This is a genomic window from Corynebacterium pelargi, assembly GCF_014635485.1.
Lineage (GTDB): Bacteria > Actinomycetota > Actinomycetes > Mycobacteriales > Mycobacteriaceae > Corynebacterium > Corynebacterium pelargi.
Genome location: NZ_BMCX01000005.1, coordinates 17,128 through 43,213, shown reverse-complemented (window position 1 = coordinate 43,213; position 26,086 = coordinate 17,128). Strand labels below are relative to the sequence as shown.

Here is a 26,086-nt window from a genome sequence, read left to right as displayed (position 1 = left end):
GGGGGGGGGGTCTCGGATTTGTTGTAGCGGTCACACTGTATCCCAACGCCGGGATTCCAAGGACCGTTCCCTTATTAGCGGCACCCATCGTCGTGTGCCTTGTGCTCTTTCTTCGCGCAACCGAGATGTTGGTGGCGCAATATCGAGAACAAGACCGTGAACCTGTCATTCTCTATGGGGCCACCCAGCTTGGCAGGCATTTTGTAGCTCAGTTGGCGGAGTCAGAGCAATCCGAATTTATTGTCAAAGCGGTGCTCGATGAAGACCCCCAACGCCGGGGTGGGCTCATCCACGGCATGCGTGTACGCGGTGGCTTAGATGATCTGGCCGCTGTAGCCGAAAAGACCGGTGCGAAGACACTGGTCATCGCCGATGCTGGACTCAGCGATTTAACGATGGATCGCGTGAGAGAGTCTGCCCGCAAAGCAACAATGAGAGTGCTTGCGGTGCCGTCCATGCAACATGTCGATGGCTTGTCCTTGAGCAACCTTGAGGATATCGATGTAGCCAAGTTCATGGATCGCGAACAAGCAAGCCTCGATGTCGAAGGTATCCGCAGCATCATCAGCGGCAAACGCGTCCTCGTCACCGGGGCGGGTGGCTCCATTGGCTCTGAGCTGTGCCGCCAGGTCTATCGCTTTGAGCCCGCAGAATTATTCATGCTTGATCGCGACGAGGGAGGCTTGCATCATACGCAGCTCTCTTTGACGGGCAAGGCGCTCTTAGATGACGAGACGGTGATTCTGGCGGATATTCGCGAAGAGGAGATTATCCGCGACATATTCTGCAAGCTTCGCCCAGAAGTGGTGATCCACGCCGCCGCGCTGAAGCATCAACCACTGCTTGAGCGCTATCCCGAAGAAGCATGGAAAACAAATGTGCTCGGCACCGAGCACGTCTTATTGGCCGCCGAGGCCTGTGGCGCGGAGATCGTCGTGAACATTTCCACCGATAAAGCCGCGAATCCCTGTTGCGTGCTTGGAGATTCTAAACGCATGGCGGAGCGTCTTTGCGCTGCGCGCGCAGCAACGGGCGCGCCGGGCCGGTGGGTATCAGTGCGATTTGGCAACGTGCTGGGTTCCAGGGGCTCGGTGGTGGAAACCTTCATGGGCCAGATCAAACGCGGCAATGCCCTCACCATTACTGACCCTTCGGTGCGCCGCTACTTCATGACGATCCCCGAGGCCGCACAGCTCGTGCTCCAAGCCGCCTTGGTGGGGCGTTCAGGAGAAACTCTGGTGCTGGACATGGGGGAGCCAATGCTGATTGAAGATCTAGCAAGGGGCTTGATGTCGATGGCCGGCCGCAATGATTTGAGGATCGTGTACACGGGCCTTCGACCAGGAGAAAAGATGTCGGAAGAGCTTTTCGACGTCCGCGAAACCGCCATCCAAGGCGACCGTCATCCGCTTGTGAGCGAGGTGTGTGTAGCGCCGCTGAGCAGCGTGCCAGAAGGAAACGACGTGCGCGAAGTGATGGAGCAGTATGCCCGCGCTGAGCGAGAGCAAGGAGCGAAAGAATGAGCAAGCAATCCGAATATGACGCTCGCACAGTGTTGGTTACCGGCGGCACCGGCAGCTTTGGCCACACCGTAGTGGAGCGGATTCTTCGTACCCAAGCCCAAGAAGTGCGAGTCTTTTCTCGCGATGAAGCCAAACAAGATGCCATGCGACATCGCTTAGGTGATGATCGCGTGAGTTATGTCATCGGCGATGTTCGCGATGCCGGCTCCTTGGAACGCGCCATGCGCGGCGTCGACCACGTTTTCCACGCCGCCGCGCTCAAACAGGTCCCGAGCTGCGAATTCTTTCCCGACCAAGCCGTTGCCACCAATGTTTTAGGTTCTCAGAACGTGCTGGAAGCCGCAGAACATGCAGGTGTTCAAGGCGTGGTGTGCCTTTCTACCGATAAGGCCGTGTACCCCGTCAACGCGATGGGCATGTCCAAGGCGCTGATGGAAAAGGTCGCTCGGGCGCATGCTCGACGCGTCGGCGGTGCCCACACCACCGTGAGCTGCGTGCGCTACGGCAACGTGATGTACTCGCGTGGCTCGGTGATTCCACTATTTGTGCAGCAACTGCGCCAAGGCAAGCATCTCACGCTCACCGAACCCCGCATGACCCGCTTCATGATGACCCTGGCGGAGTCGGTGGACCTGGTCGAGCGGGCTTTCCGCCTGGGTAAAGCCGGCGATATCTTCATCCAAAAAGCGCCAGCCACCACCGTTGGTGATCTAGCCGAGGTGATGTGCGAGCTTTTCGACGTCCCAGCGAATATCACCACCATCGGCGTGCGCCATGGCGAAAAACTGCATGAAACGCTGGCAACCCGCGAAGAACTCGCCTTCGCCGAGGACCTGGGCACACATTTGAGGCTGCCGGTAGATAACCGTGGCTTGAACTATGAGCACTTCGCCGATCGAGGCGTAGCCGGTTTGGAAACCGATCAAGACTTCGACTCGGACTTAGTGGAGCGAATGACGCGCGAGCAGCTCGCCGCCAAACTCCTTGAGGTGCCAGAACTTCGCGGCGACCTGCTTTCTGCAGGCCGCGACCTTGAGGCTCTCGACGCTCGTTTCGGGGTAGATGCAAGCGGCCTGGTGGGCGACCCAAGTCGCGAGAAAGGAAACTGGATCCGATGAAGAACAATGCACGCGGCAAGGTCGTGGTCATTGGCCAGGGCTATGTTGGTTTGCCGGTGGCCGTCTGCGCCGCCGAGGTGGGGTGGAATGTCGCAGGCATCGACCTAGACCAGCGCAAAGTCGACCTCTTGCAGCAAGGACAATCGCCGGTAGAAGATATCAGCGATGCACGCCTGGAGGCCGTTGCCAATGCTGGGCGCTACGTTGCGTCGACAAGCTATGACATAGCGGCCGACTTCGATGTTGCCGTGATCTCGGTGCCCACCCCCTTGCGCGACACCCGCCCCGACCTCAGCTTTATTGAAAAAGCCGGCGCAGCGCTTGGGCCTTTCGTGAGCCCCGGGTCGACCGTCATTTTGGAATCAACCACCTACCCAGGCACCACTGAGGAGCTGCTCATCCCGATCCTGGAGCAACGATCCGGGCTCAAAGCGGGTGAGGATTTCTTCGTCGGGTACTCACCGGAGCGCATCGACCCGGGCAATAGTCGCTATGGCTTAAAAGAAACGCCCAAGATCGTCTCCGGCATCGACGTTTCCTCGCTCGAACGAGTCCAGGGATTTTTCGATACCTTCATCGAACGCACCGTTGCCGTTTCTGGCACCCGCGAAGCAGAACTGGCAAAACTGCTGGAAAACACCTTCCGACACGTCAATATCGCACTCGTAAATGAGCTTGCACAATTCGCCGGGCAATTGGGTATTGACGTATGGGAGGCCATCGACGCCGCAGCCACTAAGCCCTTTGGGTTTATGAAGTTCACCCCAGGCCCAGGCGTTGGCGGACACTGCCTGCCCATCGATCCCTCCTATCTTTCCTGGCAGGTTGAATCCCAATTAGGCCACGCCTTCCGCTTCGTGGATCTGGCCAATGACATCAATAACCACATGCCCGACTATGTGGTGCAGCGCGTCCAAGACCTGCTCAACGATCAAGAACGATCGCTGAAAGGATCCACCGTGCTGCTTGCAGGTGTGGCCTATAAACCAAACACCGGGGATGTACGCGAGGCACCTTCGTTAAGGATTATCGAACTGCTCCAAGCCCGTGGCGCCAACGTGGTGGCAGCGGATCCTTTCGTGCCTGAGCACCTCTGGCCTCAGACGGTGGAACGCTGGGATCTACAACAGGCGGCCCAGGCCAATGTAGTGGTGGTGATCAATGACCACGAAGGCTTTGATCTTTCCGGTTTAGCCCAACTTGGCGTACCGGTATTTGATACCCGCAACGTAGTGCCCAACAGCCCGAATGTGGTGCGCCTATGAGCCTCAACCGGAAAACGAGACAGACCATCGTCGATACCGCCGGAGCCACCAATGGCGGAGCGAGGCGCTTTTTACTTGAGCTTCAAGATTATCTGCAACGCCACCCACGCGAGGATGTGCGCTTGATTGGTGGCGAGCGGCTTTCTTCCACATGGCTTGTGCAACGCGAATGGCAGGCTCGAGGGGCAAAAAAGATTGCGCTAAATAATGCATCATTTTGCGGGCCTATCGGTGAGCGAACGGTACTTTTGCGCAACGCCCTGCACTTTGCCAGTGAAGAAGAATTTACCCAGCTTGGCTACACCCCCAGCGAGCACATGCGTAAGCAGATCCCCGTGATTCGGGCGCTTGCGCATCGCGCAGACCGGATCGTGGTGCCCTGCCATGCCATGGCAGAGCGCGTGGCCGAGCATGCGCCGAAGCTGGAAGATCGTATCCAGGTGCGGATGCACCCCGTCTCGCCGCGGGGTTGGGCTGAGATGCAGCCAGAAGATGACCTCATTTTGGTGCCGATTGTTCCACAATCCTATAAGCGCCTTGACCTGCATATTCCGGCCCTGTTGGAGGCGGTGGAGCACAGCGCAACCAAAGTCGCTGTCACAGCCTTCCCAGGTGATATCCCAGAAGCCGATGGGCACCCCAATTACCAACCCATTGGGCTTATGCCCGCCGAGGACTTGGCGCAGTGGTGGGGTAGAGCCAAGGCCATTTTCTTCCCGCCTACGTTGGAATCTTTTGGCTATGCCTTAGCCGAGGCGCGTTGCGGTGGCCGTGCCGTGATTGCCCCGGATAGCCAGCAGAATAGGGAAATCGCAGGCGGGGCACTCAGTGCCTATGGGGCAGGCACCACGCTTGCCCAAGCAACAGCCCATGCGCTGCTGGCCAATATTCCAGCAGAACCGGAACCCTTTGACCCAGATGCCTACTTTGATTGGCTGCTGGGCTAGGCACTCAGGCAGCATCCTGTGGTTTAGTGCCTGGCTATGAGGAGAATCCGAGGATCGCCAAAAGCTGCTCGTTGTAGTGGTGCCAGGTTCTGCCTAAAGCATCCTCGCGCGCTGCATCACCAAGGGCATCTCGCTTTCCCCACATATCTTCGAGCGCTGCAGCTAGGGCTTCTGGGTCGCGCTTTGGCACGAGACGGCCGGTGACGCCATCGCTGATGATCTCCTCGGCTCCTGTGCCAAAGCAGCCAACCGGGGGAATGCCACGCATGGCAGCTTCGAGGTACACCACACCAAAAGGTTCTCGGGTAGAGGCTAAGGCAAAAAGATCAGCGCCATCGAGTACCGCGAGGGTGGCTTCGCGATCAAGCCTTCCTAAGAACTCCACACGCTCGCCGATGCCCAATGCTGCTACCTGTTCCTCAAGCGCGCGGCGTTCTGGGCCATCGCCAACGATGCGCAGCCGCCAGCTTGCATCGAGCAAACCAAAGGCATCAATGAGCACATCCAGGGCTTTGCCCTTGTGCATATTAGCAATGCTCACAACCTGCTTCGGCGTGTTACTACCAGGTGCCTTTTCGGCGTATTTGGTGCCATTTCCTAACACAGCGTGGTGGCGCACCCCGAGGTTATCTAGAAACGGCACTACCGTTTTCCCAACCGGAAGCACCTTCACATGCTCGGGAATGCTGGGCAGGTGCTGACGCATCCAAGCCGCATTATCTGGATCGTTGAGTGGCGGGTTATCTCCGTGCACGATCACCGCAGTGGGCAACGTCTTCGATTGCCACCACGGAACGCAAAATCCAAGCGGTACTTGATTGTGCACGATCAGTGCATCAACGTCTGGCTTAGGCAAGGTCCACTTGGCAACCCGTGCGGCAAGTTTGGTGTTGATGGGCCTATGAAGCCGGTGAAAACGAACGGGCAGGTGCAGGGTGCGCACGTAGTGCGGGGTCACACCATCGATCTCAAGCCATTCGCTCTTTTTTGGTGATACCACCGTTACCCACACTTCATGGCCTTGATCCCGCAGAGCCGATACGTGTTCAGCTACGAAAATGCCGCTGATGGGGTTAGCGCGTGATGGCCACAACGAGGTAATAACGTGCAGTTTCATCAGATCTCCTCGGCCGGGGCGTCGGTGGGAATGCGAGTGGCATCGATGGCTACGCCTCTTTTGCCACGAGCCAAAGGCACAAATTCTTGAACAAAACGCAGGCGCACGCGCCCCGGTACAACCCCGGGGTGGTGGATCTGCATCGCCTTTTTGGCTTGGGCTGTAATCGCATCCCTGCGGTGGTCCTTGCTGCACACCACCGCAATATCTGCACCATCATCGGCAGTGGGAGCTACTTGGGCTGAAAGCACCCCGTCGATATTGCGCACAAGCATGGAAAGCTCGCAGGCGCGAATATCTTCCGGGCCGTTGGTGGTGGCAAGGCGGATTACATCGCGGGTGCGCCCCTGCACCGCAGAGAGCTCTAAGATTGTGCCTCCTGGCCCGTACTTGGATGCGCTTAAGTCATCGCCCAGGCTGTAATGAATCAGAGGGAACACTCGCTTGCTTAAGGTGCTGAGCACTGATCCTTCGCGCAGCATGATCCAAGGCCACAGCACTTGGATTGGCCATCCATGTTGGACTTGTGGTTGGGGCATCGTCGCAGCAATCACCCCGGCCTCGATCGCACCATATTCCACGACCACCGTTCCGAGATTGCTCAGCAATTCGGCATCCGCCGGGGTGACGGTTTCGCTGGAGGGGATAACGTGGGTGATACATTCCAAGCCTTTGGCGCCGGTGTTCAGGTAACGCTCGGCGATCATCACTAAGGCGGAGGTATAGCCCACCAGGTAGCGTGGGCGAAGTCGCCTGATGGTAGAAAGTGCCGCATCCGCTTGTTCCGGCGAGGCGATTAAACCTGGAAAGGTCCACGAGTTGCCGGCGATGTCTTTTGCCATTCGCTTCGCCCGCGCTTCCACATACCCCTTGCGGGTGTGTGCCTGGTGTCCGAGCGTATTAGCGGTGAGGACGAAAGCGTCGAAAGGCTTTAAACCGTGGGCTTGTCTATACGCCCATGTTCGGGCATAGCCTTCCATTAATTCGGCACTGCCGCGCGGAAAAGAAAAGGGCTTGCCTGTAGATCCAGAGGTTCGGTAGACAGCAGTGGCGCCAGGGGTGGCCTGCACCAAATCCTCGTGCTGGCGCAGAGCATCTTTTGTTAGCACCGGCCACTGATCGAGTTCTTCCAACGTGGAGATGCGATCCGGCAGGTCATGTTGCTTACGCCATTGCTGATAAAAAGGCAGCGTGCTGGCGTATTCCCATTGCTGATTAAAACGCCGCAGCTGAGAATCTGCGATGGCTTCGGGGTCTAACTTGGCATCTTGTGACCACTGCGCAGCGGCAGCAGACGCGGCCTGAGCACGCTTGCGACCCAGCGTAGAGCGCATCAATCGTACGGGGTATCCGAGCATAAGCACTGTCTTTCGTGTTCTTGCTTGCTGGAGCGAAAGCTGCAGATCGCTTGTATGCACTGGACTTTATCACGTCACTTGGGGTGCATTTTCTAGCTTGTCGACGCCCCAATGACGCCCATAGGATCAGCCCGGGCCACCGTACTCTGACATTGCTGCATTGGAGGCTAGGATCCAAGATGGCGAAACAATAAGCAGCGCAGAATCAGAAGAAGCATGGACTTTCTAACAAAGCTACAGCGATCGAGCTACGTTCGATCCATCGGGATCCGTGGACTCAACGGCGGATTGGGTTTCGCCGTGTCCGTCCTTCTGGCGCGCCTGCTCGGCCCTAGCGATTACGGTGCTTATGGCGTCATTCTTTCTACCGCTGCCATTATTGCCATCCCCTTTACCGCCGGCTTGCCCCGAGCAATGGCGCGTGAGGTAGCAGCAGCGCGAGTCAATGACGATCCAGGGCTGATCAGATTGGTCATCCGGCGTGGTCGAAATACCTTTCTCCTGCTGCTTCCGATCCTCGCCTTCGCCGCTATCGTTGCTTGGAAATTCGGGCTCACTATTGCCGGAACCAGCACGGGCATCCTCGTCGCCGCCCTGGTAGCACCGATGCTTGCCGCCGATTCAAACCGAATGGCCATTATGCAAGGCATGGGGCAGGCGGTTCGATCCCAGATCCCGGACATGATTGTGCGGCCAGTCGGCACCGCGATCATCGTCACTGTGCTTCTTGTGAGCGTGCACCACGTAGGCCCAGAAGTGGGAGCGGTGGCCTATGCAAGCGCCACCTTGATCGGTTTCTTGGTGGGTGCCTGGATGATCCGCCCGGCGATTAAGGCGCTGCCTGATCAGCCGCCAAAGACATACATGTCGCGCAAGATGTTTTTGCTTGCTGTTTTTACCCTGTCCATCTTGGGCAGCTCAAAAATTCTCTCCGGCAATATCGACATGATTTTGCTGAACTCCCTGTTCAGCCTGAAAGACGCAGGCCTCTACAAGGTCGCGCTCGCCGGCATGGCCCTGGTGGTAATGGGCAATAACGCCATCGCCACCGTTGCTAATACTCGCCTGGCCGAGGCAGTTCCCGGTGGCGATAAATCCAAAATTGCTGCCGAATCAGATCGAACAATGTTCTGGGCGCTCGGCAGCTCAATTCTTGTGATGCTGCCCGTCATTGTTGTTGGCCGCCCGGTGATTTCGGCGGTATATGGCAGTGAGTACCTAGGGTCCTGGAGCATTCTGCTCATTTTGGGCCTGGGATTTTCGGTGTCACAGGTCTTCGGTCCGGTGGAATCAGTAGCGATGTTTTCCGGACAACAGTTGCGAGCAGCAGCGGCAGTCTTGCTATCGGTAGCTGTATCGGTGGGTCTAGCATTCCTCTTCGCGCCGATCATGGGCGTTCATGGCGTCGCCCTTGCCTCCACGATGGGCTTATCGCTACGTCAAATCTTGGTGGCGATATTTGTGTGGAAGAAGTTCGATCTCGACCTCACCCTCATCGGCACGATTAGCCGTGCGCTGCAGGCCAGGAGGCAGCAAACCTAGCGTTATTGAGAGCCCATTTTGCTAGCATGACCTCATGGATCAAGCCCCCGAACTCTCTGTAGTTATTGCCACGCATAATCGTGCATCAGTGATTCAGGATCAGCTCAACGCACTGGCGGGGCAGGACATCGCTGCTCGCATGGAGCTCATTGTGGTGAATAACTGCTCTTCGGATAACTCCTATGCAGTGGTGGAGCACTGGCTTGAGCACCACGCGGATGCCTTTTACCGTGCCCTGCAAGTTCGAGCAGATGAGCGCCCTTCTCTTTCCTACGCACGCAACACTGGTTTAGCCCTTGCCCAAGGCGAAGTCGTGGCCTTTGTCGACGACGATGACGCAGTGCTTCCCGGGTGGGGTCGTGCCTTTTATGATGCGCTGGCGCATAGTGATGAAGATCAGCTCGCGGGAGGATATTTCCACATCAACGGTGCCACGAGAGTCGGCGGGGAACAGCGCTTTGGCTTCTGGTTTGCGCAGGGTAGTTGTTGTGCTGCGCGTAGGGACTTACTCGAGCGCGTGGGTGGGTTCAATGAGTCGCTTCCTGCATACGGGGGAGAAGACGTAGAGCTTGCGGTTCGCTGCTTCAAACAAGGCATACCCACCAACTTTATTGAAGGTGCTTTGCTGCAGCCGCGAACCAAGAGTGAACCGAAGAAAGTGATGCTAAAAAAGCAGATCTATTCGGGGATTGCGCTGACGCACTTGTGTGCCCTCCACGAGATTGAAGAAGGCCTCTCGGCCAAGCAGCATCTTAAAAGCATCTACCGGGACCTTCGCAGGCTGCCCAAGGCAGCCCGGCAGGCGATATTAAACATGGTGCTGCACGGCTCACAGTTGCTTAGCTCGCTGGTATATAAGCTGCCGCATAAGCGCAAGGAACTCTCGGCACTTCGGGCACAGCTCTAGCCATGCTTTCTAGAGCTTCAGTCTTAGCTCGGCAGGCGCGGAGGTTCTTCGCTCCTTGTTGTTGAAGTGCTCTTCTGTTTGAGGCTGCGGTGTTGACATCAGCAGCACAAAGTAAATCAGGAGCATGGGCGCACCAGCGGTGAGCAGCCAATCCTCAAACAGGCAGTTGATCAGGGTGGCGATGGTGAGTCCGAACATCACTGAATCCACCCGTGACCAAGCGATGTAGGCGATTGCAAGCACAACGCCGGCAAAGGTGGCGACGATGCCGAATTCTGCCAGCAGTTTCAGATAAGAGTTCGAGCCCAATCCAGGGGGCGTAGCGCGGTAGCCCGCACCGAGCCAGGGGTTTTCTTTAATAAAGTCCAGCCCCAAGATCGTGGTGTCTTCGCGGGTATTATCCGTGCGCAACAGCGCTGCATCGGTTTCGCCGGAGGTGAGGAAGTTCAGCACCACGTTGCCAACAGGGAACAGTGCGATCAGCGCCAGGCCAAAAGAGAAGAGCTTCTGCAGTGTGTTCATGCGCCAGTAGAAGGACACCACCACCACGGCGATGAAGCCGAGCATGCCAGCGCGTGATCCCGTGATGAAGATGAACGCGAAACACAATGGAAGCAGCCAACGGTAGTACTTCTTGCCCATCCAGATGCTCAAACCCGCGAGGAGGAAGGCGAAAATGGCGCTGGCGTTGGCGTTTTGGAATACGCCACGCGCTCGGCCACCAGCCCACCCGAACGGCGTAAACAGCGCCAGGATGCCAACGATGAAGAAGCAGAGCAAAATGTAGAAGAAAATCACGCGGATCTTCTTATACGGCACTAATTGCCTGAAGGTAAGCGCGAACATCGCCAGCACCACCCAGGCGAATGTCGAGGTGATGGTTTGAGCCCGATCCAAAGACCAAAGGATGCTTAGCGCGCACATGCCCACATACAGCGCCACGGGTATCACGCTGGGGAATTTAAGGTCTTTATTCGGAGAGGTTCCACGTGTCGCGGCATATAAGGCAGTGATGGCGTGGGGCACCAAGGAAGCCGCAAGCACAAGGCGCAGGGAATCGGGGAAGAACTGGGTAAGCGAAAGGACTGAGAGCCCAACTCCTATGCCCATGGCAAAGGCAGGTCTGCGAAACCACACCATTGAAAACCAAATGGCAAGAGGCGCTGCAACGATGGCCGCGAGCACTGAATAGAAGGTGAGCATTATCCCAATAACCCCCTATGCCAGGGGGCGGTCGGGCGTCCTTTATTTGCACTAGATGCAGCGATCAAACAACGCTGCAGATACGGTGCCACTACCTCTGGGCTGATGTGCTCTAAAGCCCAGGACTGAATCACGTCTCGATCAGCCTTTGCATGCAGCACCTGGGCGATGGCCTCGTGCAGGGCTTCTTGGTCTGGGTGATCGACCACCACACCACGAAATGGTCCCGAAGAATTGATGAGGTCTGCCGCGCCGGCATAGGCAGAACACACCACCGGTGTGCCGCAGGCCAGGGCTTCATTAACTACGGCACCCCAGCCATCGTGCCAGGAAGGAAGCACGAGCACGGCGGCCTCAACTAAATAGGAAGCAAGCCGCTCATTTTCAATAGACCCTAATACTTCCACATGGCTTGCAGCTTCAGCGCCATCTTCAAAGCCTTCTTCCTGTGCCCCAATCAGCACCAGTGGGCATAGATCCTTGGTGGCTTTGACCAGGGTGTCTGTGTTTTTTCGGCTGCATCGCTTGCCCACAAATACCGCACAGTTTTCCGGCAAGGATTCACGCTGCTGCACCTCTGGGGTGGCGGTGGCATAGAGCATGGGATAGATGCGTTCTTCTGCTATCCCCATCCGTGCAGCCTGACGCTGCGCGTGCGTTCCGATAGCAAGCACGCCGCGGAGGTGGTGGCGCAGATGCATCCGTCCCATCCACTGCTTGGCAAATCGTGCGGCACGCTTCGCCGACCCACCCAAGCGTGAGATCCCTTCAACCATGACTACGACGTCCGCGTTGGCGTCGGCAAGCACTCTCTTGCGCTGCTTGAGCCAACGTTGAGGGCCAACGTATCCGCTCACCACGTGGATTGCGTTCGAAGGAACGTTGTTGGCGTCATCTTCTGGGCCAATGAGGCGGATATTTTCTGGTGCCTTGACATCCCAGCCGGCGTTCACGCGCGTTTCCGGAACGAGCTTATTTACCACCAGATAGCATTCACCAGGGTAGATACGCCCAAATTCCTCTAGAAGAGGCGTCTGGTGGATCGAGAGGATCGGCTGCCAAAACACTACCGGTTTGCTCATCGTCTAATGCCCAATCGCTGGTGATGGGTGCTAGCCGTGGAGCGAATCAGGTTCACCACGCGGCGGGAAGTATCGCTGATTTGATAATCCACCGGGCAGGCAGTCGGACCATACGCGTTCCACTGCGCGATGGTGATGCGAACGGCATCGACAACATCATCAGGATTCAAACCAGTAGTAATAATCGAGCCGGTATCAATAGCCTCCGGGCGCTCAATGGCATCGCGCAAGGTGACGGCGGGGAATTCCAGCATGGTGGACTCCTCACTGATCGTGCCCGAATCCGAAATCACGCAACGCGCATGCTGCTGCAGCTTGTTGTAATCGTGGAACCCTAAAGGCTCATGAAAACGCACATCCGCATCCGCGCTAATGCCATAGGCATCTAGGCGTTTGCGGGTGCGAGGGTGGGTGGAAACGAGCACCGGGCACTGCTGATCCTTGGCCACAGCAGCCAAACTTGCCACCACATTATTCAGGCGAGCCTCCAGGTCCACATTCTCTTCCCTGTGAGTGGAGGCCAGGATGTAATTACCAGGCTCAAGGCCGAGGCGTTCGAGTACATCAGAAGCTGCAATTTGTTGGCTAAAGGTATTCAGCACTTCACGCATGGGTGAACCCATGATCACCACACGCGCCGGGTGTAAGCCTTCTGCCAGAAGGTTCTTCCTGGAGTGCTCGGTGTAGGTGAGGTTGTAGTCGCTCACGTGATCGACCAGGTGGCGGTTGATCTCCTCGGGCACATTGGGGTCGAAGGAGCGATTGCCTGCTTCTAGGTGATACACCGGCACCTTCAAACGCTTCGCCATTAACGCTGCGATACAAGAGTTTGTATCGCCAAGCACCACCAGCGCATCTGGGCGGTGCTCAAGGATTGCCGCTTCTGTTCCGCGAAGCACATCGCCTAAGACCGCACCCAGGGAGGAAGTGTCTGCATTCAGGTAAACATCAGGGCTGCGGAGCTGGAGATCTTCAAAAAAGACCTCATTGAGGTTGCGGTCCCAGTTTTGGCCGGTGTGCACCAAAAGGTGATCGAAGTGATCCTCGAAGGCCTTGATAATGCAGGAAAGGCGAATGATTTCCGGGCGAGTGCCCACCACCGTCATCACCTTCAATTTGCCAGTGCTCACTGCCTAGACCTCCTGGTAGAACGTGTCGGGATCGGCCGGGTCGAAGGGCTCATTGATCCAGAACTGGGTGTAGAGGGTGTCGCTACCTACATTGGTGATGTTATGCGTCCAGCCGCAGAGCATGTCCACAGCTTTTGGCGCATCACCGCTGACGTGGACAAGGATGCGCTCCTCGCTGCCGTGCTTGCGCATCTCAATGTTCGCCTCACCCTTGAGCACCACGAAGCGCTCAATTTTGCGCAGGTGTAAGTGATTGCCGCGGGTGATGCCCGGGACCGTGGTGGAAAAGCTCACCTGGCCTTGGCCGCCGGCGCGCACCGTTTCTACGAAACTGCCGCGCTCATCGCTATGCTGCACCAAATCCACCGCGTGCCGCCGTGGAACTGCGTGGGAGAGATACGCAGCGCAAAGCTCATTAATAAAAGGATCAGCGGTATCAGGCAGCGCCCCGGTTGATTGATAGCCCTGGTGAATATCCTGCAAGTGACGCAAAAGCTCCGGCACAGTGGTGTGGCGAAGATGCGTCGAAGCAACCGCATGGGTTCCCGGCTCAACCGAAGAAGTAAGCGGAGCTAACAACAGTTCGGCTGCATGCCGCGCCGCCAGTAGCGTGATCGGGTTGTCACCATGCACCTGTGGCGTTTCCCCATCCAGCAGTGCCTCGATAAACGTGGAGGTGACCATGTTGTGGCGCGGGGTGCCGTGCTCGCCAAAGAGATTAGGTAGAAGCCACTGAGTGGCCGGGATGCCAGCATTGCCTGCAGCCTGCATTATCGCCTCGCCGGCTAAGCGCTTGGCACTGGCATAAGCCGTACCCTCCTGGGTAGTACCGGCAATGCTCACGGCCTTCGGGGCATGGCCGCGTGCCGCCGCTTGTTCAATCGCCTGAGCCGTTATGCTTCCAGCCGCTTGAGTGGCCGCTGCGGCATCATCGGGCGTTTGGCCTTCTGCAGGGCGATTGCAGGCAGCGAGATGCACCACTAAGTCAGCACCGGCAATGGCAGCACTAATAGTTTCGAGGCTATCGCGCCGGGTGGAACACCCACGCACATCAAAACCATGAGCCCAGGCGTGGAGGCGAACATGCCAGGCAAGAAAACCGCCTGCGCCTACGATGCACAGCGTTGGTCGATCGTGCTCGCTCATAGTCGTGCCACAGCCTTAATGGTGTGGAAGATGGTGCGCAAATCCCCCGCGAGCGTGCGCGCCTGCACATACTCTGCATATTTGCGGGCTTTTTCAGGCAGCATCTCATCAATATAGAAACGCTCCGGATCCTCCCTGCCGGCAAGCAGTTCTTCTTGATCCCGCAACTCCACCGTGACCGGGTTCGTAATCCCAGGCCGCACCGTGAGAATGATGTCGGCATACTGCTTGGGCCAATACGGGGTGTAGCGGGGCACCTCCGGGCGTGGCCCCACTAAAGACATATCGCCTTTGAGCACATTAAAAAGCTGAGGCAGCTCATCAAGCTTCCAATTACGCAAGAAGCCGCCAATCTTGGTGATGCGAGGATCGCCACCAGCGGTCACCTGCGCGGCCTTATCGTCGATGGCCACCCTCATCGAACGGAATTTAATCAGGTTGAAATGCTCACCATCTTTACCCACGCGCTCCTGAGTAAAGAACACAGGACCAGGCGAGCTCACCTTCACCGCCACAGCCACAGCAACCATCGGCACCGCCAACACCGCCAAGCCACCAGCAGAAGCAACAATATCGATCGTTCTGCGTGCGATATCTTCAACGCGTTGCGCTTGGGTACTCATCGTGGATCTCCTGAACAAAGGCCGAGTAGAAAAGACGGTTTCGCAATGGATACATCGCCGCTGCCTGCCCCAAAGCAACTCGGAACACAAACAGCACTGCCACGCTGGCAGAACGCATCACACGAATCCCGCCACCGAAAGCCACATTGAAACCAAACCGAGGTGTTGCGAAACCTCCCAGAACCCGCGAACCGGACCACACGCCGCCGAGAAGCGCACGACCGCATCCCCCGTGCGCTAGAAGCGCACACCAAAATAGAGGGGGCATCGGGGTTGGCCACGGCGGGATTCCTTGAGGTCGGGGGAGGTGCTACACGGATAGACTAACCCATGGCATGACCCTCTCTCCTAGATATATATCCAGAAGGAAGTGAAACCATGGCTACTTTGCGCACTTTGATGATCACCCAGTGGTACCCACCCGAACCCGGCCCCGCGGTGGTGCCTGCGGTGATTGCTCAGGCGTTGGTGCAGCGAGGCCATGAGGTGGAGGTACTGACGGGTTTTCCGAATTATCCAACGGGTGAGTTGCAGCCTGGTTGGAAGATGTCGTTTTTGCAGCCTTCTGAGCTCGATGGGGTCAAGGTTTGGCGTGTGCCTCTGTTCGCTTCTCATGACGCTTCGGCGTTAAAGCGGATAGCAAACTATGCCTCCTTTGGTATTTCTGCTGCGGCTGGGGTGTTGTGGGGGCGGTTGCGTGGGAAGATTCAGCGTCCTGACGTGCAGTGGGTGGCGTATTCGCCGGTGACGGTGGGGTTGCCGATGCTTGTTTCGCGGGCGTTTGGTCGCATTCCGACGGTGGTGTGGGTTGGGGATTTGTGGCCGGACACGATGGAGGTGGCGGGCTTAAATGGTGCGCATTCGGTGCTGAAGGTGGCGGGGCGGTTGCTGCATTGGTGGTGCAATCTGCTGTATAGGCATGCGGAGGCTGTGGTGGTGCTTTCTCCTGGCATTCGCGATGTGTTGATCGGGCGCGGGGTGCCGGAGGAGAAGATTCACTTCATTCCTGTGGCACCGGATGAACGTGTGTTTCGCCCTTTAAGCGTTGCTGAGCGTGCCAAAGCTCGGGAGCGTTTTGGCACCGAAGGTCAGCGTCGTGTGTTGCTGTATGCAGGTGCGATGGGTGAGGCGCAGGGCTTGTCGACGTTGATCCGCGCCGCAGCTAAGGCCGGGGATCAAGGACCGGAAGTGCTGCTGGCTGGTTCCGGTACTCAAGAAGAAGCACTCCGGGAATTGGCAACCTCACTTAATGCCCCGGTGCGCTTTTTGGGCCGCGTGCAGCAGGAGGAGATGTCCGAATTGCTTGGCGCGGTGGATGCGGCCTTCATTGGTTTATCGGATGCGCCGCTTTCTGCCATCACGATGCCAAGCAAGACGCAGTCGATTATCGCTTCTCACACCCCTATCGTGTGTAGTGCACCTGGGGATGTTGCAGCGGTGGTGGCCAAGAATGACATCGGTTTGGTGTGCCCGCCGGGTGACGTCGAAAAGCTCAAGCAGTGTTTGCAGACGCTTGCTGCGGCTGATGACGCCCAAATGGCTTCGTGGCGAGCCAATGCGGCCACTCTTCACAGGCAAGAGTTTGCTGCGGAGAAAGCCGGGGCGGCAACGGATGCGCTTTTGCGTCAGGTGATCGCTCAAAAATAGCCCTTGTGACCTGGAGAAATCCTGCTCTTTTGGTGGAGTTAGGTGTTAGGATTCGCGTATGTCAAAAATGGTGCGGCGCTTGCTGATCGGCGTGGTCGCGTTGGTTGTAGTCCTTGGTCTTATTGCTGTAGCCGGATTCTTTTGGGTTACTTCTGGGTTGGGTGTGAGCAAGAAAGATCCCAATGCTGACGGCCGTAAAGAGGCCGTGTATTTGGTGATGTTCCGCGATACCCGAGCAGGTGGCAACGCTGATTTGCTGAACTCGAGCGCTGCCATGAATGCCGACGTGGGGCGTACCGATGCCATGGTGCTGGCGCGTGTGCTCGAAGATCAAAGCATCGACCTGGTATCCATTCCCAGGGACACCCTGGTGGATATCCCTGCGTGTGAGCGTTCCGATGGCAGCCAAAGCGAGCCGCAGCACACCAAAATCAACGCGGCCTACGCCTTGGGTGCTGCCGCCGATAACAGCGAAGAGGCATCCGAAGCCGGTATGCGCTGCGCAGAACGGGCGGTGACCTGGCTCAGCGGCTTTAGCCTGGGTGGTTCCGTGGTGCTGGATTCCAGAGGCGTTGAAGATGTGGTGAACCAACTTGGAGGCGTGGAACTTTGCGCCACACCCGAACAGGCTGCCGCCATTCCGGGCGTGCCCGAAGGCTGCCACATGGCCGATGGCGAAACCGCCTTCAGGTTCTCCCAGGCACGCAAGGGCGTAGACGATGGATCAGACCTTGCGCGTATCGAGCGCCAGCAACAATTGCTCAAGGCCGTGGTCAGCCAGGTGAAAGAGCTGTCGGTGCCCCAAGATGTGCCCAAGCTGCTTTCCATGGCACATGACTTGAGTGGCCATATGCTCGCTTCCGAGGGTGTGGTGACCTTTGCAAATGCACAACGGATGCTCACCACGATGAAGCGTGGCAAGGTGAATGCCCGGACGATTCCCGTGAATTTGAGTAGCGACGGAAATAACGTCGTGGTTTCGGAGTCGGCCAAAGCCTATTGGAAGGCTTTTTCCGAGGGCACTCCGCTGCCCGCTTCTTAGCGAAAACGCACGGAAGCAGCGATGGTTATCGCTGGTAATTGGCTTAATCAGGTTTTAAACTCTATTGGGTTGCACATGAGTCCTTCGAGCCCGAAAGGCGGCGTGGTTGTTGAAGCGCAACGTCGATGGTCCAAGTTTGCGTGAGCGAATCGCACACTTTACTGCTGGCGCCTCGATCGCCGGTATTGCGCTATCGGTGACAGCTATGGCTATCGGCTATGCCGCCCTGATTGGGTTTCCGCTGATCTACGGAAAAACGGGTCTGCTGCCGGCAGTGCTCTTCGCGGTGGTCTTTATCCTGCCTTCCGGTTGGTACTTTTGGCACCTCAGCAGGTGCAATCGGGCCGGCATGGAGCCTGAAACCTATAACGCCGTGGTGGATCGTAAGTGGCGCTATATTGTTCCCACTGCCGCCGTGGCGCTGGTGGCGGGCTGCGTGAGCCTGAGCGGCCTTGAGCGCCTCGGCCCGCTGGATCCCCCGAAGGCTTTTGACAGGATCGACGGCAAGACCTCCAGGCCAGAACCAACAAAGCCACCCAGTAGCGAGGCCGTATCCGAGGAAGAACAGCCAGAAGAAACGCCTGCGCCAGAAACGAGGGTGAGCACCACAACGCAACCCAGCGAAACGCGCACCGAGGATACTCAACCTCCAGCAGACCCTGAGGAGGCCCAGCCCAGCAACCCTGAACCTGAAACGCCGGAAGAGCAGCCAACGGCGGTGACCCCGTCACCTTCGAACCAGCCCAGCCGTCCTTCCGAGGGCAATGAGGGGCAAAATCCTGGCCAGGGTGATGGCCAGGGTGGCAATGCAGGTGGCGAAACGCCTACGACAAGCCCCGCTGAAGGCGCAGAGACAGATGGCGGCGCCAATGGGCAAGAACGCCCGGGTGAGGATACGAGCGAAGAAGCAGCACCTTCGAGGAGCCGAGCCGCGGCGGGTTATTCCACCAGGACTGAGCAAGCCTCCACGCGCGAGGCTGCTGAACCTGAAGTTACCGATACTCCAGAAGAGCCCGAAAAGCCCGCAGCAAACTAAGACCCCCGGCCTGGTGTGCGTCGGGGGTGTGGAGGTGGCGCGATTGCGCCTAGGCGATTTTTTCAAACACCATGGTGGCTTGGATGCGATCTCCACCCATCAGACCTTTAGAACCGCTTGATGCAGTAGTGATGGTGTGCAGACGATAGCCCTTAGCGGCTTGGTCATTAATCACCTTTTCTAAGTTTTGTAGATTCCCAGAGCCGGTGCCGATGAGTTTTTCTTTGAGCACGGTCTGGATTACTACATACTGCTGCGACATAACATCACTCCTTGAAAGCCAAAGTTCTTTTGCAAAGAATAACGAATCTTGGATCCTGCCGAAGTGATAATCAGGCCAAGGCGCTGCGAAGGGCAGGCCAAACGATGAGGAGCACACCATGCCAGCAACACCACCGCACCAGCCAGCACCGGACCTCGTTCTGGGCGAAGACGGAAGGCTGCGCCCACCGTGGGCCGCTGAATCTTTAGCGCTGCAACACTATTACGACCATGAGTGGGGCAGGCCCGTGCACAGCGAAGCCGCCGCCCTTGAACGCATCGTGCTCGAAGGCTTCCAAGCCGGACTGAGCTGGAAAACGATCCTGCATAAGCGCGAAGCGTTGCGCGCTCGTTTTGCGCAGTTTGATGCAGACCTGCTGGCTGAATTTGGCGAGGGGGAAGTCGCAACACTGTTGCAATGCGAGGACATTATCCGCAACCGCCGAAAGATCGAGTCGGCCATCAATAACGCCCGCGCCACTATCGCAGTGCGTGAGCACGGCGGCCTGGTGGATCTTCTTGAGCAGTTCAAGCCCACTACACACCAGCGACCCCGCAGCGTTGCAGCCACCCCAAGTCAGTCTGAGGAATCCAAGGCGATGGCCAAGGCCCTCAAGCGGCATGGTTTTAGCTTCGTGGGGCCTACCACCTGCTATGCGCTCATGCAGGCCATTGGTTTGGTGGATGATCGCCCCGTGGGGGCTGCACCCTTAGTGGATAAATCGTGAACAATGGGGCTATGACTGAGCAAGCAGATAAGAAAGTAGCCGTAGTCACCGGAGCGTCCTCTGGCATTGGTGCTGCCAGTGCGCGCGCATTGGCAGCCGATGGGTGGCATGTGATCCTCGGTGCGCGCCGGCTTGAACGCATGGAGGCCATCGCCCAAGAAATCGGTGGTGAGGCCATTGCCTTAGATGTGACTGATCAAGGCAGCGTCGATGCCTTCGCCGCGCAGATCCAGCGCTGCGATCTGCTGGTGAACAATGCCGGCGGTGCCATCGGCTTGGATGCGGTAGCCGATGCCAATGTAGAAGAGTGGCAGCGCATGTACGAGATCAATGTGCTCGGAACGTTGAGGGTGAGCAAGGCACTGTTAGCGAAGCTGCGTGAGGCCAATGGGCACATTATCAATATGAGCTCTGTTGCTGGCATTGCTCCTTATGCCGGCGGCGCTGGCTATAACGCGGCGAAGTTTGGGCTGAGCGCTATGACGAAGGTGATGCGCATCGAACTCGCTGAGCAGCACCTGCGCATCTCAGAGATCAACCCTGGCCGGGTGGCCACTGATTTCTCCCTGGTGCGCTTCCGCGGTGATGAGCAGCAGGCGGCCAAGGTCTACGCCGATAAGCTCAACTTGCGTGCAGAAGACATTGCCGAGGCCGTGCGCTGGATTGCTGCCTGCCCGGCGCATATGAATATCGACCGCATGGTGATCACCCCGCAAGACCAAGTGATCTAGAAGATAGAATGCCAGCTATGCAGCCAGTAGAAGTCACCATTCGGGACCAATCCATCAAGCTTGGGCAATTTATCAAGCTCGCCAACCTCGTCGAAAGCGGCGGAGCCGCCAAAGAGGCCATTGCCCAAGGCGAAGTCACCGTCAATGGTGAGGTGGACACGCGCCGCGGCAAGACCTTAAGAGAAGGCGATGTGGTGTGCGTGGATAAGCTCTGCGCCAAGGTGGTGTGCGGCGAAGACGATGATTACTTTGATGAGGCCACCGCCGATGACGACTTTGACCCCGAAGTGTGGAGGAACCTCTAATGCCAGCTTTCCAGGCCGAACCCGGCATGCCCTATTGGATTGACCTCGGCACCAGCGATATCCGCAAATCCTCCCACTTCTACGCCGAGTTGCTCGGGTGGGAGATCGAAACCTTTGACAATGGCTATCGCCTTGCCCGCCTCCAGGGCCTTCCCGTGGCAGGTCTGTTGCCTGCGCCCGAGGATTCACCCCAGCCCGATACCTGGATCACGTACTTCTTTAGCGAAGACATCCACGCCGATTGCCAGCAGATGGAAAAGCTTGGCGGCCGCGTGCTTGCCAGCCCCGCCGAGGTGCGCCTTGGCCTGATGGCCTTGTGCGTGGATACCGCTGGCGCGTTGGTCGGTTTGATCCAACCGGCAGGCGAGGATAGCTTCATCGCCGCCGGCGAGCCCGGCACTCCCGTGTGGCACGAGCTGACCTGCACCACCAACTATGAGCAGGCCGTGGAGTTTTATCGAACCCTCTTCGGTTGGATGACAGCCGCCATGGACGAGATGGAGTACACCACAGCGCTTGTCGACGGCGCGGCCTTCGCCGGTGTGTTCAACGCCGAAGGGCAGTTCCCGCCGCAGGTTCCAAGCTTCTGGCAAAGCTACCTGGGCGTGGGCAATATCGATGAAGCAGTAGCGAAGGTGCCAGAGCTTGGCGGCGAGGTCATCCGCGAACCCTGGGATTCACCCTTTGGCCGCATGAGCATCATCGCCGATAGCACCGGTGCCACCTGCACCCTGTGCGAAGTGGATGAGCCCGTAGAAGAACCACGCGAATCCGACCCCCTCGAAGGCATTGAGCTCTAAAGCAGAACTCAGCGAACTTGAGGCCGCCGTACTCGAAGCCGTCGACGCCATCCCCGAAGGCCAGGTGCGCTCCTATGGCGATATTGCCGACGAGCTCGGCTGCAGCCCTCGCCAAGTTGGGCGCATCATGGCCTTGTTTGGTGCCAGCAGCAATTGGTGGCGCGTTGTTCGCGCCGATGGCACCTCGGCGGTAGCCGAGCGTGCCAAAGCCTACTGGGCCAAAGAGGGCATTGCGCACGCTGAGCGTGGCGTTAGCCCAAAAATGCTGCGACGTCCCTAACCCGCTCGCGCGCCACCTCTGGGGTGCTCAGGCGATGTTCGGAAACGTAGTGCTTGACCTGGGCTTGTTCCTCGGCCCATTCGTAGCGACCCGCGATGGCATCATTGCTGGCCACCTGCAACAAGGTGGCATCCGCATCAATGCGCTGCGGGAATTCCGCTGCGCCACGAACCTCATCCGGCAGCATCGAGAGATCTAGGTGCGGGAAGGTAAGCGCCAAACGCTCAAAGTGCACCCCGGAAAGCACCGCCAGCGCACCGCCTGAAGAATAGCCCCACCCAACCAACGCCTTAGGCGCTTGAGTCTCTCGGATCCATGCCGCGGCCTGTTGTACCGCGGCACCTACCTGCGCCAAGGAGTGTTCAGGCACGAGGGGATAATCCAGATCCAAGAAGGTCACGCCCGAAAGGTTGGCTACCGCTGCAACATCGGGGCGCCAGGCGTGCTCCAGGGCCACGCCCGAGCCTTTCCACCAACCACCGGGATGCAGCGAAATGCCCCACACCCCAGAAGGCTTCTTGGGAGCAATGATCTGCCCATCGATGCCATCGGGAGCAGGCTCCATCGAAGCACCCACACCAAAGGCTGTGCCCGGCATGGAATGATCCACGGCACTGCCCAACATGATCATCGAGGCATGGGTCGTGCGGTCAGCTAAACGCGCATCGTAAGTGTCGGCCTCGGCAGGGTCGCTGGGATGATCAGACCACGGCGGGTTCTTCTCTGGCTGCTCATAGTGGGCGTAGATATAGGAGGCGAGCTGCTCGAGCTGTTCCTCCCGGCTCATCTCCCGCTCACGGCCACCAATTTCCCACTGCTCACGCATCTGTTGATCGTCCATGCTGCTACCAGATCCGCACGCGTTGTTCGGGAGCCAGCCACATCTTCGAGCCCTCTTCTACATCAAAGGCCTGATAGAGCTCGGCGATATTGGCAGCAATCACATTGCAACGGAACTCAGCAGGGGAGTGGGGATCCACAGCCAAGTATTGCTGGGCAAGTTCCGGACGGATCTTGGAACGCCACACGCGAGCCCACGACATAAATAGCCGCTGCAAACCAGAAAACTCCTTGCCTTCCAGCGAGGAATCGGCGCCGGAGGCGTCGACAAGCTGCTTGGGCGCAGTCTCGAAATCAAGCCCTTCGTCTTCTAGATATTTGCGATACGCCACCACGGCGATACCCAAACCGCCGAGATCACCAATGTTTTCGCCCAAAGTGAAACGGCCATTTACACCCGTGGTTTCCACACCGGCATCCTCAAGCACACTCGGGACCAGGCCATTGAACTGCTCCACCAGGCGGGCGGTGAGATCATCGAAGGCCTCACGATCCTCCTCAGTCCACCAAGCATTCAGATTGCCATCGCCGTCATACTGCGAGCCCTGATCATCAAAACCATGCCCGATCTCGTGGCCGATTACCGCACCAATGGCACCAAACTTCTCCGCCGCATCATCCTCCGGAGCATAAAACGGCGGACGCAAAATCGCCGCGGGGAACGTGATGTCATTGACCACCGGGTTATAAAAAGCATTCACCGTCTGCGGGGTGGTGACCCACTCCTCACGGTCGGCAGGCTTGCCAATCTTGGCCAACTCATAATCATGATTAAAAGCAGCACCGGCACGAACATTGGCCACCAACTGCTCACCCTCGGCAGCAAACTCCAAGCCCTCGAAGCTGCGCCAACGATCCGGATACCCAATCTTGGCCTGGAACTTATCCAACTTCTCCAGCGCACGCTGACGAGTAATCGGCGTCATCCACTCCAACTGCCCAATGCGCTCGCGATACGCGGCAATCAGATAATCCACCAGCCGCACCATCTCTTCCTTCGAAGAAGCAGGGAAGTGCTCAGCCACGAAGAACTGACCCAACTCCTCACCCACCAGCGACTCAACCAAACCCAAACCGCGCTTCCAACGATCCTTCTGTTGCGTCGCGCCCGAAAGCTTTACCCCATAAAACTCGAAATCCGCCCTCGAAACCTCAGGATCCAACACCCCAGCGCGCGCATGCAGCACATGCCACAGCATCCATGCCCGCCACTGATCCAAACGATCCTCAACCAACAAACCATCAAGATGATCCACAAACGAAGGCATCATCACATTCACCCGGAACTCCGGCAACCCCGCAGCCCGCAACAACGCCTGCACCCGCTCAGGCAACTGACCCAACTCACGAGGGTTATAAGTCTTCACCGCATCACGAGACATCACCACGTCCCAATGGCCCGCAGCAATCTCCTTCTCCAACGCCACCACATCAGCAGCCAACTCCTCAGCACTGCGGCCATCAGGAAGATCCAACAAGCCCAACATCTTCGCCACATGCTGCTCATACGCCGCCAACAACTCCGCATGAGCCGGATCGCGGTAATAGGCCTCATCAGGCAAACCAAGGCCACTTTGCATCACCCAAGCAACAGCCTCCTCAGCACCAGCGTCCTTCGCCACAAAACACCCCACAGGCGAACCCACACCCACACGATCCAAACGCCCCAAAGCCTCAACAAGCTCATCTACCGAGCCAACCGAAACCAAATCAGCATCCAACACCCCCAAACCAGCACGACTCACCCCATCAACATCCATAAACGACGCAAACAAACGCCCCGCACGCGAATCCCCCTCAGCCTCAACCAACGCACGCACATCCGACTCAGCACGATCACGCAACGCATAAAACGTGCCATCCACACCCCGATCATCCGGAATCACATGCGACTCCAACCAAGGACCATTCACCAAAGAAAACAAATCACGCAAAACAACAGTCATACGCCCCACAATAGCCCCCAACAAACACGGTAACCTCAGACGCATGGCGTACTACCAGTTCAGGCCGCGGCTGAATAAACGCACATGGGCCGCCACCCTCTCTCTTCTAGCTATATATCTAGGAGGGCCGGCTCTGGCCGCCCGCATGATCCCCGTGATTGACTCCAAACCAACCCCGGTTTACCTCGGCTCAGAAGCTGAAGACTGGAGCATCCCGCTGACCGACACCGACGGAGCCCCAATCCGATGCGTCGAAACCATCGGCGATACCTTCCAAACCTCCTGGGACTGCGGGGACGCCACCATCGAATCCAGCGTGGTGACAGGCAGCAGGGACCAAGACAACACGTTCGTGCGATACCTGAGCGCCAATGGTCTAGAAGCTGCGGAATGGCGACGCACAGGAAACCTCCGCAGCGCCCACAACTCCTTTAACGGCGGCGCCATGAGCCTGGCGCGCAACATCGACGGCACCGAATACACCCTGTTCGTGTACGTGACCGGCGAAAACTTCGCCCCCTTCTACGACCTCGCACTCAACGAGCTCATCGAAGAAAACGAGCAGACCAAGGACATCGCCAGCACATGAGCTACCACGAAAACGTCGAAAAGCTACGAGGATTCAACATCACCCTGTGGGTTCTGGTGATCGTGGGGGTCGGGGTGACGGGGCTGAGCCTGCTGGGAACCGTCCTGCTTTCACCCACCGCCTCTCTTCTAGGTATATGTCTAGCAGTGGTGTATGTGGTGGGGTTTGGTGCGCTGTTTCGCTTCAGCGGCCTCTGGCCCAAAACGGCCCCGGTTTGGTGGTCGGTTGCGTGTCTGGCCTGGGGCGCGGGCGTGTCGTTTGGTTTGGTGCTGCTTTCGGCGGATGCGTGGATGACGCTCACCGACAACCTGGGTTGGGAAGTGGTGACGGCAAGCTTTGCGGGCGCGTGGCCGGAGGAGGCCGCGAAGGCGCTGGGTGTGCTGCTGATTTTGTACGCGACCAACGCCTGTACCAGGCCTTGGCATGGTTTTGTTACCGGCGGGCTCATTGGCCTTGGTTTTGAGGTGTTCGAAAACATTCTGTACGGCGGTGTGGGCGCGATGCTGGATCCCAACAGTGATCTAGAAGGGGCGCTCACGATGTGGGCCTTGAGGTTCGTCGCCGGGCCAGGCCTGCACGTCTTCCTCACGGCGGTCGCCGGTTTCGGCATTGGTTTGGCGCTGTTTTCTTATCGATGGGACAAAGTCCAAAGGCTCCAAGCGCTGCTCACCGGCCTCGCCTGGTCATTTACCCTGCACTTCGTCTGGAATATCCAATGGCCACAATGGTGGATGCAACTCACCGGCATGTGCATCGTCGCAATCCTGCTCTACGGCACAGCCATCGGCATCTGGATATGGTCGCGCCGGGCAATCCGCGAGGACGCCGGGGTTGTTGTGGTGAAGCGGCCGGTGACGAGGTTTGAGGACTTGCCCGGCGCCTCCTAGCAACCGGCAGGTACTATAGCCCCCATCTTCTGC

At 57.9% G+C, this 26,086-nt stretch carries 26 protein-coding genes; 16 read left to right on the top strand and 10 right to left on the bottom strand.

All coding sequences use genetic code 11. The features are described 5' to 3' along the window. The 4 genes from IEU99_RS09900 to IEU99_RS09885 form a co-directional block, all read left to right on the top strand. Positions 1-1,523 (top strand): polysaccharide biosynthesis protein (locus IEU99_RS09900; RefSeq protein ID WP_229718478.1); only part of this gene is annotated, 1,523 nt, incomplete at its 5' end. Next, the gene (locus IEU99_RS09895) at positions 1,520-2,641 is read left to right on the top strand and encodes a polysaccharide biosynthesis protein (protein WP_128888993.1); all 1,122 of its coding nucleotides are present in this window, start codon (positions 1,520-1,522) and stop codon (positions 2,639-2,641) included. The genes IEU99_RS09900 and IEU99_RS09895, both read left to right, overlap by 4 nt. Beyond that, positions 2,638-3,906, top strand: coding sequence for a nucleotide sugar dehydrogenase (locus IEU99_RS09890; protein ID WP_128888994.1), 1,269 nt, complete (start codon positions 2,638-2,640; stop codon positions 3,904-3,906). The genes IEU99_RS09895 and IEU99_RS09890 overlap by 4 nt, the downstream gene beginning before the upstream one ends. Further along, positions 3,903-4,853: a glycosyltransferase family protein gene (locus IEU99_RS09885; protein WP_128888995.1), complete on the top strand. Its 951-nt coding sequence runs from the start codon at positions 3,903-3,905 to the stop codon at positions 4,851-4,853. The genes IEU99_RS09890 and IEU99_RS09885 overlap by 4 nt, the downstream gene beginning before the upstream one ends. 34 nt (positions 4,854-4,887) lie before the next feature. Here the strand turns inward: IEU99_RS09885 and IEU99_RS09880 are convergent, their stop codons facing one another. Both IEU99_RS09880 and IEU99_RS09875 read right to left on the bottom strand, forming a co-directional pair. Beyond that, on the bottom strand, positions 4,888-5,970 hold the full coding sequence (locus IEU99_RS09880) for a glycosyltransferase family 4 protein (RefSeq protein ID WP_128888996.1): 1,083 nt from the start codon (positions 5,968-5,970) through the stop codon (positions 4,888-4,890). Continuing rightward, a complete protein-coding gene (locus IEU99_RS09875) occupies positions 5,970-7,304 on the bottom strand; it encodes a phenylacetate--CoA ligase family protein (protein WP_128888997.1) in 1,335 nt (444 codons plus the stop codon). Before IEU99_RS09875 ends, IEU99_RS09880 begins: the two co-directional genes overlap by 1 nt. Positions 7,305-7,544: 240 nt before the next feature. Between IEU99_RS09875 and IEU99_RS09870 the strand changes: the two genes are divergently transcribed. Beyond that, entirely contained in the window at positions 7,545-8,870 is a 1,326-nt protein-coding gene (locus IEU99_RS09870) for an oligosaccharide flippase family protein (protein ID WP_128888998.1), read from the top strand. A gap of 34 nt (positions 8,871-8,904) precedes the next feature. Further along, positions 8,905-9,777, top strand: a complete 873-nt coding sequence (locus IEU99_RS09865; RefSeq protein WP_128888999.1) for a glycosyltransferase family 2 protein — start codon at positions 8,905-8,907, stop codon at positions 9,775-9,777. A 9-nt stretch (positions 9,778-9,786) separates the two neighbouring features. On the opposite strand, the gene IEU99_RS09860 is transcribed toward IEU99_RS09865, so the two are convergent. Genes IEU99_RS09860 through IEU99_RS09840 form a run of 5 tightly spaced genes read right to left on the bottom strand, consistent with a single transcriptional unit; the run spans position 9,787 to position 14,961 of the window. Next, positions 9,787-10,980, bottom strand: coding sequence for an O-antigen ligase family protein (locus IEU99_RS09860; protein WP_128889000.1), 1,194 nt, complete (start codon positions 10,978-10,980; stop codon positions 9,787-9,789). After that, complete coding sequence (locus IEU99_RS09855) at positions 10,980-12,062, bottom strand: glycosyltransferase (protein WP_128889001.1); 1,083 nt, start codon at positions 12,060-12,062, stop codon at positions 10,980-10,982. Before IEU99_RS09855 ends, IEU99_RS09860 begins: the two co-directional genes overlap by 1 nt. Then, entirely contained in the window at positions 12,059-13,192 is a 1,134-nt protein-coding gene (gene wecB / locus IEU99_RS09850) for a non-hydrolyzing UDP-N-acetylglucosamine 2-epimerase (RefSeq protein ID WP_229718477.1), read from the bottom strand. The genes IEU99_RS09855 and wecB overlap by 4 nt, the downstream gene beginning before the upstream one ends. A gap of 3 nt (positions 13,193-13,195) precedes the next feature. Further along, a complete protein-coding gene (locus IEU99_RS09845; protein WP_128889002.1) occupies positions 13,196-14,338 on the bottom strand; it encodes a polysaccharide biosynthesis C-terminal domain-containing protein in 1,143 nt (380 codons plus the stop codon). Beyond that, entirely contained in the window at positions 14,335-14,961 is a 627-nt protein-coding gene (locus IEU99_RS09840) for a sugar transferase (protein ID WP_229718476.1), read from the bottom strand. The genes IEU99_RS09845 and IEU99_RS09840 overlap by 4 nt, the downstream gene beginning before the upstream one ends. Positions 14,962-15,339: 378 nt before the next feature. On the opposite strand from IEU99_RS09840, the gene IEU99_RS09835 reads away from it, so the two are divergent. The 3 genes from IEU99_RS09835 to IEU99_RS09825 all read left to right on the top strand — a co-directional run bounded on the left by IEU99_RS09835 (position 15,340) and on the right by IEU99_RS09825 (position 18,686). Continuing rightward, complete coding sequence (locus IEU99_RS09835) at positions 15,340-16,608, top strand: glycosyltransferase family 4 protein (protein ID WP_128889003.1); 1,269 nt, start codon at positions 15,340-15,342, stop codon at positions 16,606-16,608. A gap of 58 nt (positions 16,609-16,666) precedes the next feature. Next, on the top strand, positions 16,667-17,650 hold the full coding sequence (locus IEU99_RS09830) for an LCP family protein (RefSeq protein WP_128889004.1): 984 nt from the start codon (positions 16,667-16,669) through the stop codon (positions 17,648-17,650). A 109-nt stretch (positions 17,651-17,759) separates the two neighbouring features. Next, positions 17,760-18,686, top strand: a complete 927-nt coding sequence (locus tag IEU99_RS09825) for a hypothetical protein (RefSeq protein WP_128889005.1) — start codon at positions 17,760-17,762, stop codon at positions 18,684-18,686. A gap of 49 nt (positions 18,687-18,735) precedes the next feature. Here IEU99_RS09825 and IEU99_RS09820 read toward each other — a convergent pair whose 3' ends face one another. After that, positions 18,736-18,948 carry a DUF4177 domain-containing protein gene (locus IEU99_RS09820; RefSeq protein WP_128889006.1) on the bottom strand — a complete coding sequence of 71 codons (213 nt, stop codon included), beginning with the start codon at positions 18,946-18,948 and terminating at the stop codon, positions 18,736-18,738. 118 nt (positions 18,949-19,066) lie between these two features. Between IEU99_RS09820 and IEU99_RS09815 the strand changes: the two genes are divergently transcribed. Genes IEU99_RS09815 through IEU99_RS09795 form a run of 5 tightly spaced genes read left to right on the top strand, consistent with a single transcriptional unit; the run spans position 19,067 to position 21,791 of the window. Then, positions 19,067-19,675 carry a DNA-3-methyladenine glycosylase I gene (locus IEU99_RS09815; RefSeq protein WP_128889007.1) on the top strand — a complete coding sequence of 203 codons (609 nt, stop codon included), beginning with the start codon at positions 19,067-19,069 and terminating at the stop codon, positions 19,673-19,675. Positions 19,676-19,686: 11 nt separating this feature from the next. Continuing rightward, positions 19,687-20,406, top strand: a complete 720-nt coding sequence (locus IEU99_RS09810; RefSeq protein WP_128889008.1) for an SDR family oxidoreductase — start codon at positions 19,687-19,689, stop codon at positions 20,404-20,406. Positions 20,407-20,423: 17 nt separating this feature from the next. Further along, the gene (locus IEU99_RS09805) at positions 20,424-20,711 is read left to right on the top strand and encodes an RNA-binding S4 domain-containing protein (RefSeq protein ID WP_128889009.1); all 288 of its coding nucleotides are present in this window, start codon (positions 20,424-20,426) and stop codon (positions 20,709-20,711) included. Further along, entirely contained in the window at positions 20,711-21,511 is an 801-nt protein-coding gene (locus IEU99_RS09800; protein WP_128889010.1) for a VOC family protein, read from the top strand. Before IEU99_RS09805 ends, IEU99_RS09800 begins: the two co-directional genes overlap by 1 nt. Next, positions 21,501-21,791 (top strand): MGMT family protein, encoded by a 291-nt coding sequence (locus IEU99_RS09795; protein WP_128889011.1) that lies wholly within the window; start codon positions 21,501-21,503, stop codon positions 21,789-21,791. Before IEU99_RS09800 ends, IEU99_RS09795 begins: the two co-directional genes overlap by 11 nt. Here IEU99_RS09795 and IEU99_RS09790 read toward each other — a convergent pair. Then, positions 21,763-22,632, bottom strand: a complete 870-nt coding sequence (locus tag IEU99_RS09790) for an alpha/beta hydrolase family protein (protein ID WP_128889012.1) — start codon at positions 22,630-22,632, stop codon at positions 21,763-21,765. The genes IEU99_RS09795 and IEU99_RS09790 overlap by 29 nt on opposite strands. A 4-nt stretch (positions 22,633-22,636) precedes the next feature. Beyond that, positions 22,637-24,577 carry a M13 family metallopeptidase gene (locus IEU99_RS09785; protein WP_229718475.1) on the bottom strand — a complete coding sequence of 647 codons (1,941 nt, stop codon included), beginning with the start codon at positions 24,575-24,577 and terminating at the stop codon, positions 22,637-22,639. Positions 24,578-24,620: 43 nt separating this feature from the next. On the opposite strand from IEU99_RS09785, the gene IEU99_RS09780 reads away from it, so the two are divergent. Together IEU99_RS09780 and IEU99_RS09775 are read left to right on the top strand one after the other, a co-directional pair. After that, positions 24,621-25,166 carry a hypothetical protein gene (locus IEU99_RS09780; RefSeq protein ID WP_128889013.1) on the top strand — a complete coding sequence of 182 codons (546 nt, stop codon included), beginning with the start codon at positions 24,621-24,623 and terminating at the stop codon, positions 25,164-25,166. Then, the gene (locus IEU99_RS09775; protein ID WP_128889014.1) at positions 25,163-26,053 is read left to right on the top strand and encodes a PrsW family intramembrane metalloprotease; all 891 of its coding nucleotides are present in this window, start codon (positions 25,163-25,165) and stop codon (positions 26,051-26,053) included. Before IEU99_RS09780 ends, IEU99_RS09775 begins: the two co-directional genes overlap by 4 nt. Positions 26,054-26,086: the final 33 nt, after the last annotated feature.

Bases quoted from the DNA above. Each gene is read 5' to 3' on its own strand.
- IEU99_RS09820 (WP_128889006.1), bottom strand. From the start codon at position 18,948: ATGTCGCAGCAGTATGTAGTAATCCAGACCGTGCTCAAAGAAAAACTC.
- IEU99_RS09780 (WP_128889013.1), top strand. From the start codon at position 24,621: ATGGCGTACTACCAGTTCAGGCCGCGGCTGAATAAACGCACATGGGCC.
- IEU99_RS09830 (WP_128889004.1), top strand. From the start codon at position 16,667: ATGTCAAAAATGGTGCGGCGCTTGCTGATCGGCGTGGTCGCGTTGGTT.
- IEU99_RS09890 (WP_128888994.1), top strand. From the start codon at position 2,638: ATGAAGAACAATGCACGCGGCAAGGTCGTGGTCATTGGCCAGGGCTAT.
- IEU99_RS09875 (WP_128888997.1), bottom strand. From the start codon at position 7,304: ATGCGCTCTACGCTGGGTCGCAAGCGTGCTCAGGCCGCGTCTGCTGCC.
- IEU99_RS09880 (WP_128888996.1), bottom strand. From the start codon at position 5,970: ATGAAACTGCACGTTATTACCTCGTTGTGGCCATCACGCGCTAACCCC.
- IEU99_RS09785 (WP_229718475.1), bottom strand. From the start codon at position 24,577: ATGACTGTTGTTTTGCGTGATTTGTTTTCTTTGGTGAATGGTCCTTGG.
- IEU99_RS09895 (WP_128888993.1), top strand. From the start codon at position 1,520: ATGAGCAAGCAATCCGAATATGACGCTCGCACAGTGTTGGTTACCGGC.
- IEU99_RS09800 (WP_128889010.1), top strand. From the start codon at position 20,711: ATGCCAGCTTTCCAGGCCGAACCCGGCATGCCCTATTGGATTGACCTC.
- IEU99_RS09845 (WP_128889002.1), bottom strand. From the start codon at position 14,338: ATGAGCGAGCACGATCGACCAACGCTGTGCATCGTAGGCGCAGGCGGT.
- IEU99_RS09775 (WP_128889014.1), top strand. From the start codon at position 25,163: ATGAGCTACCACGAAAACGTCGAAAAGCTACGAGGATTCAACATCACC.
- IEU99_RS09810 (WP_128889008.1), top strand. From the start codon at position 19,687: ATGACTGAGCAAGCAGATAAGAAAGTAGCCGTAGTCACCGGAGCGTCC.
- IEU99_RS09840 (WP_229718476.1), bottom strand. From the start codon at position 14,961: ATGAGTACCCAAGCGCAACGCGTTGAAGATATCGCACGCAGAACGATC.
- IEU99_RS09835 (WP_128889003.1), top strand. From the start codon at position 15,340: ATGGCTACTTTGCGCACTTTGATGATCACCCAGTGGTACCCACCCGAA.
- IEU99_RS09865 (WP_128888999.1), top strand. From the start codon at position 8,905: ATGGATCAAGCCCCCGAACTCTCTGTAGTTATTGCCACGCATAATCGT.
- IEU99_RS09860 (WP_128889000.1), bottom strand. From the start codon at position 10,980: ATGCTCACCTTCTATTCAGTGCTCGCGGCCATCGTTGCAGCGCCTCTT.
- IEU99_RS09855 (WP_128889001.1), bottom strand. From the start codon at position 12,062: ATGAGCAAACCGGTAGTGTTTTGGCAGCCGATCCTCTCGATCCACCAG.
- IEU99_RS09805 (WP_128889009.1), top strand. From the start codon at position 20,424: ATGCAGCCAGTAGAAGTCACCATTCGGGACCAATCCATCAAGCTTGGG.
- IEU99_RS09815 (WP_128889007.1), top strand. From the start codon at position 19,067: ATGCCAGCAACACCACCGCACCAGCCAGCACCGGACCTCGTTCTGGGC.
- IEU99_RS09790 (WP_128889012.1), bottom strand. From the start codon at position 22,632: ATGGACGATCAACAGATGCGTGAGCAGTGGGAAATTGGTGGCCGTGAG.
- IEU99_RS09885 (WP_128888995.1), top strand. From the start codon at position 3,903: ATGAGCCTCAACCGGAAAACGAGACAGACCATCGTCGATACCGCCGGA.
- IEU99_RS09870 (WP_128888998.1), top strand. From the start codon at position 7,545: ATGGACTTTCTAACAAAGCTACAGCGATCGAGCTACGTTCGATCCATC.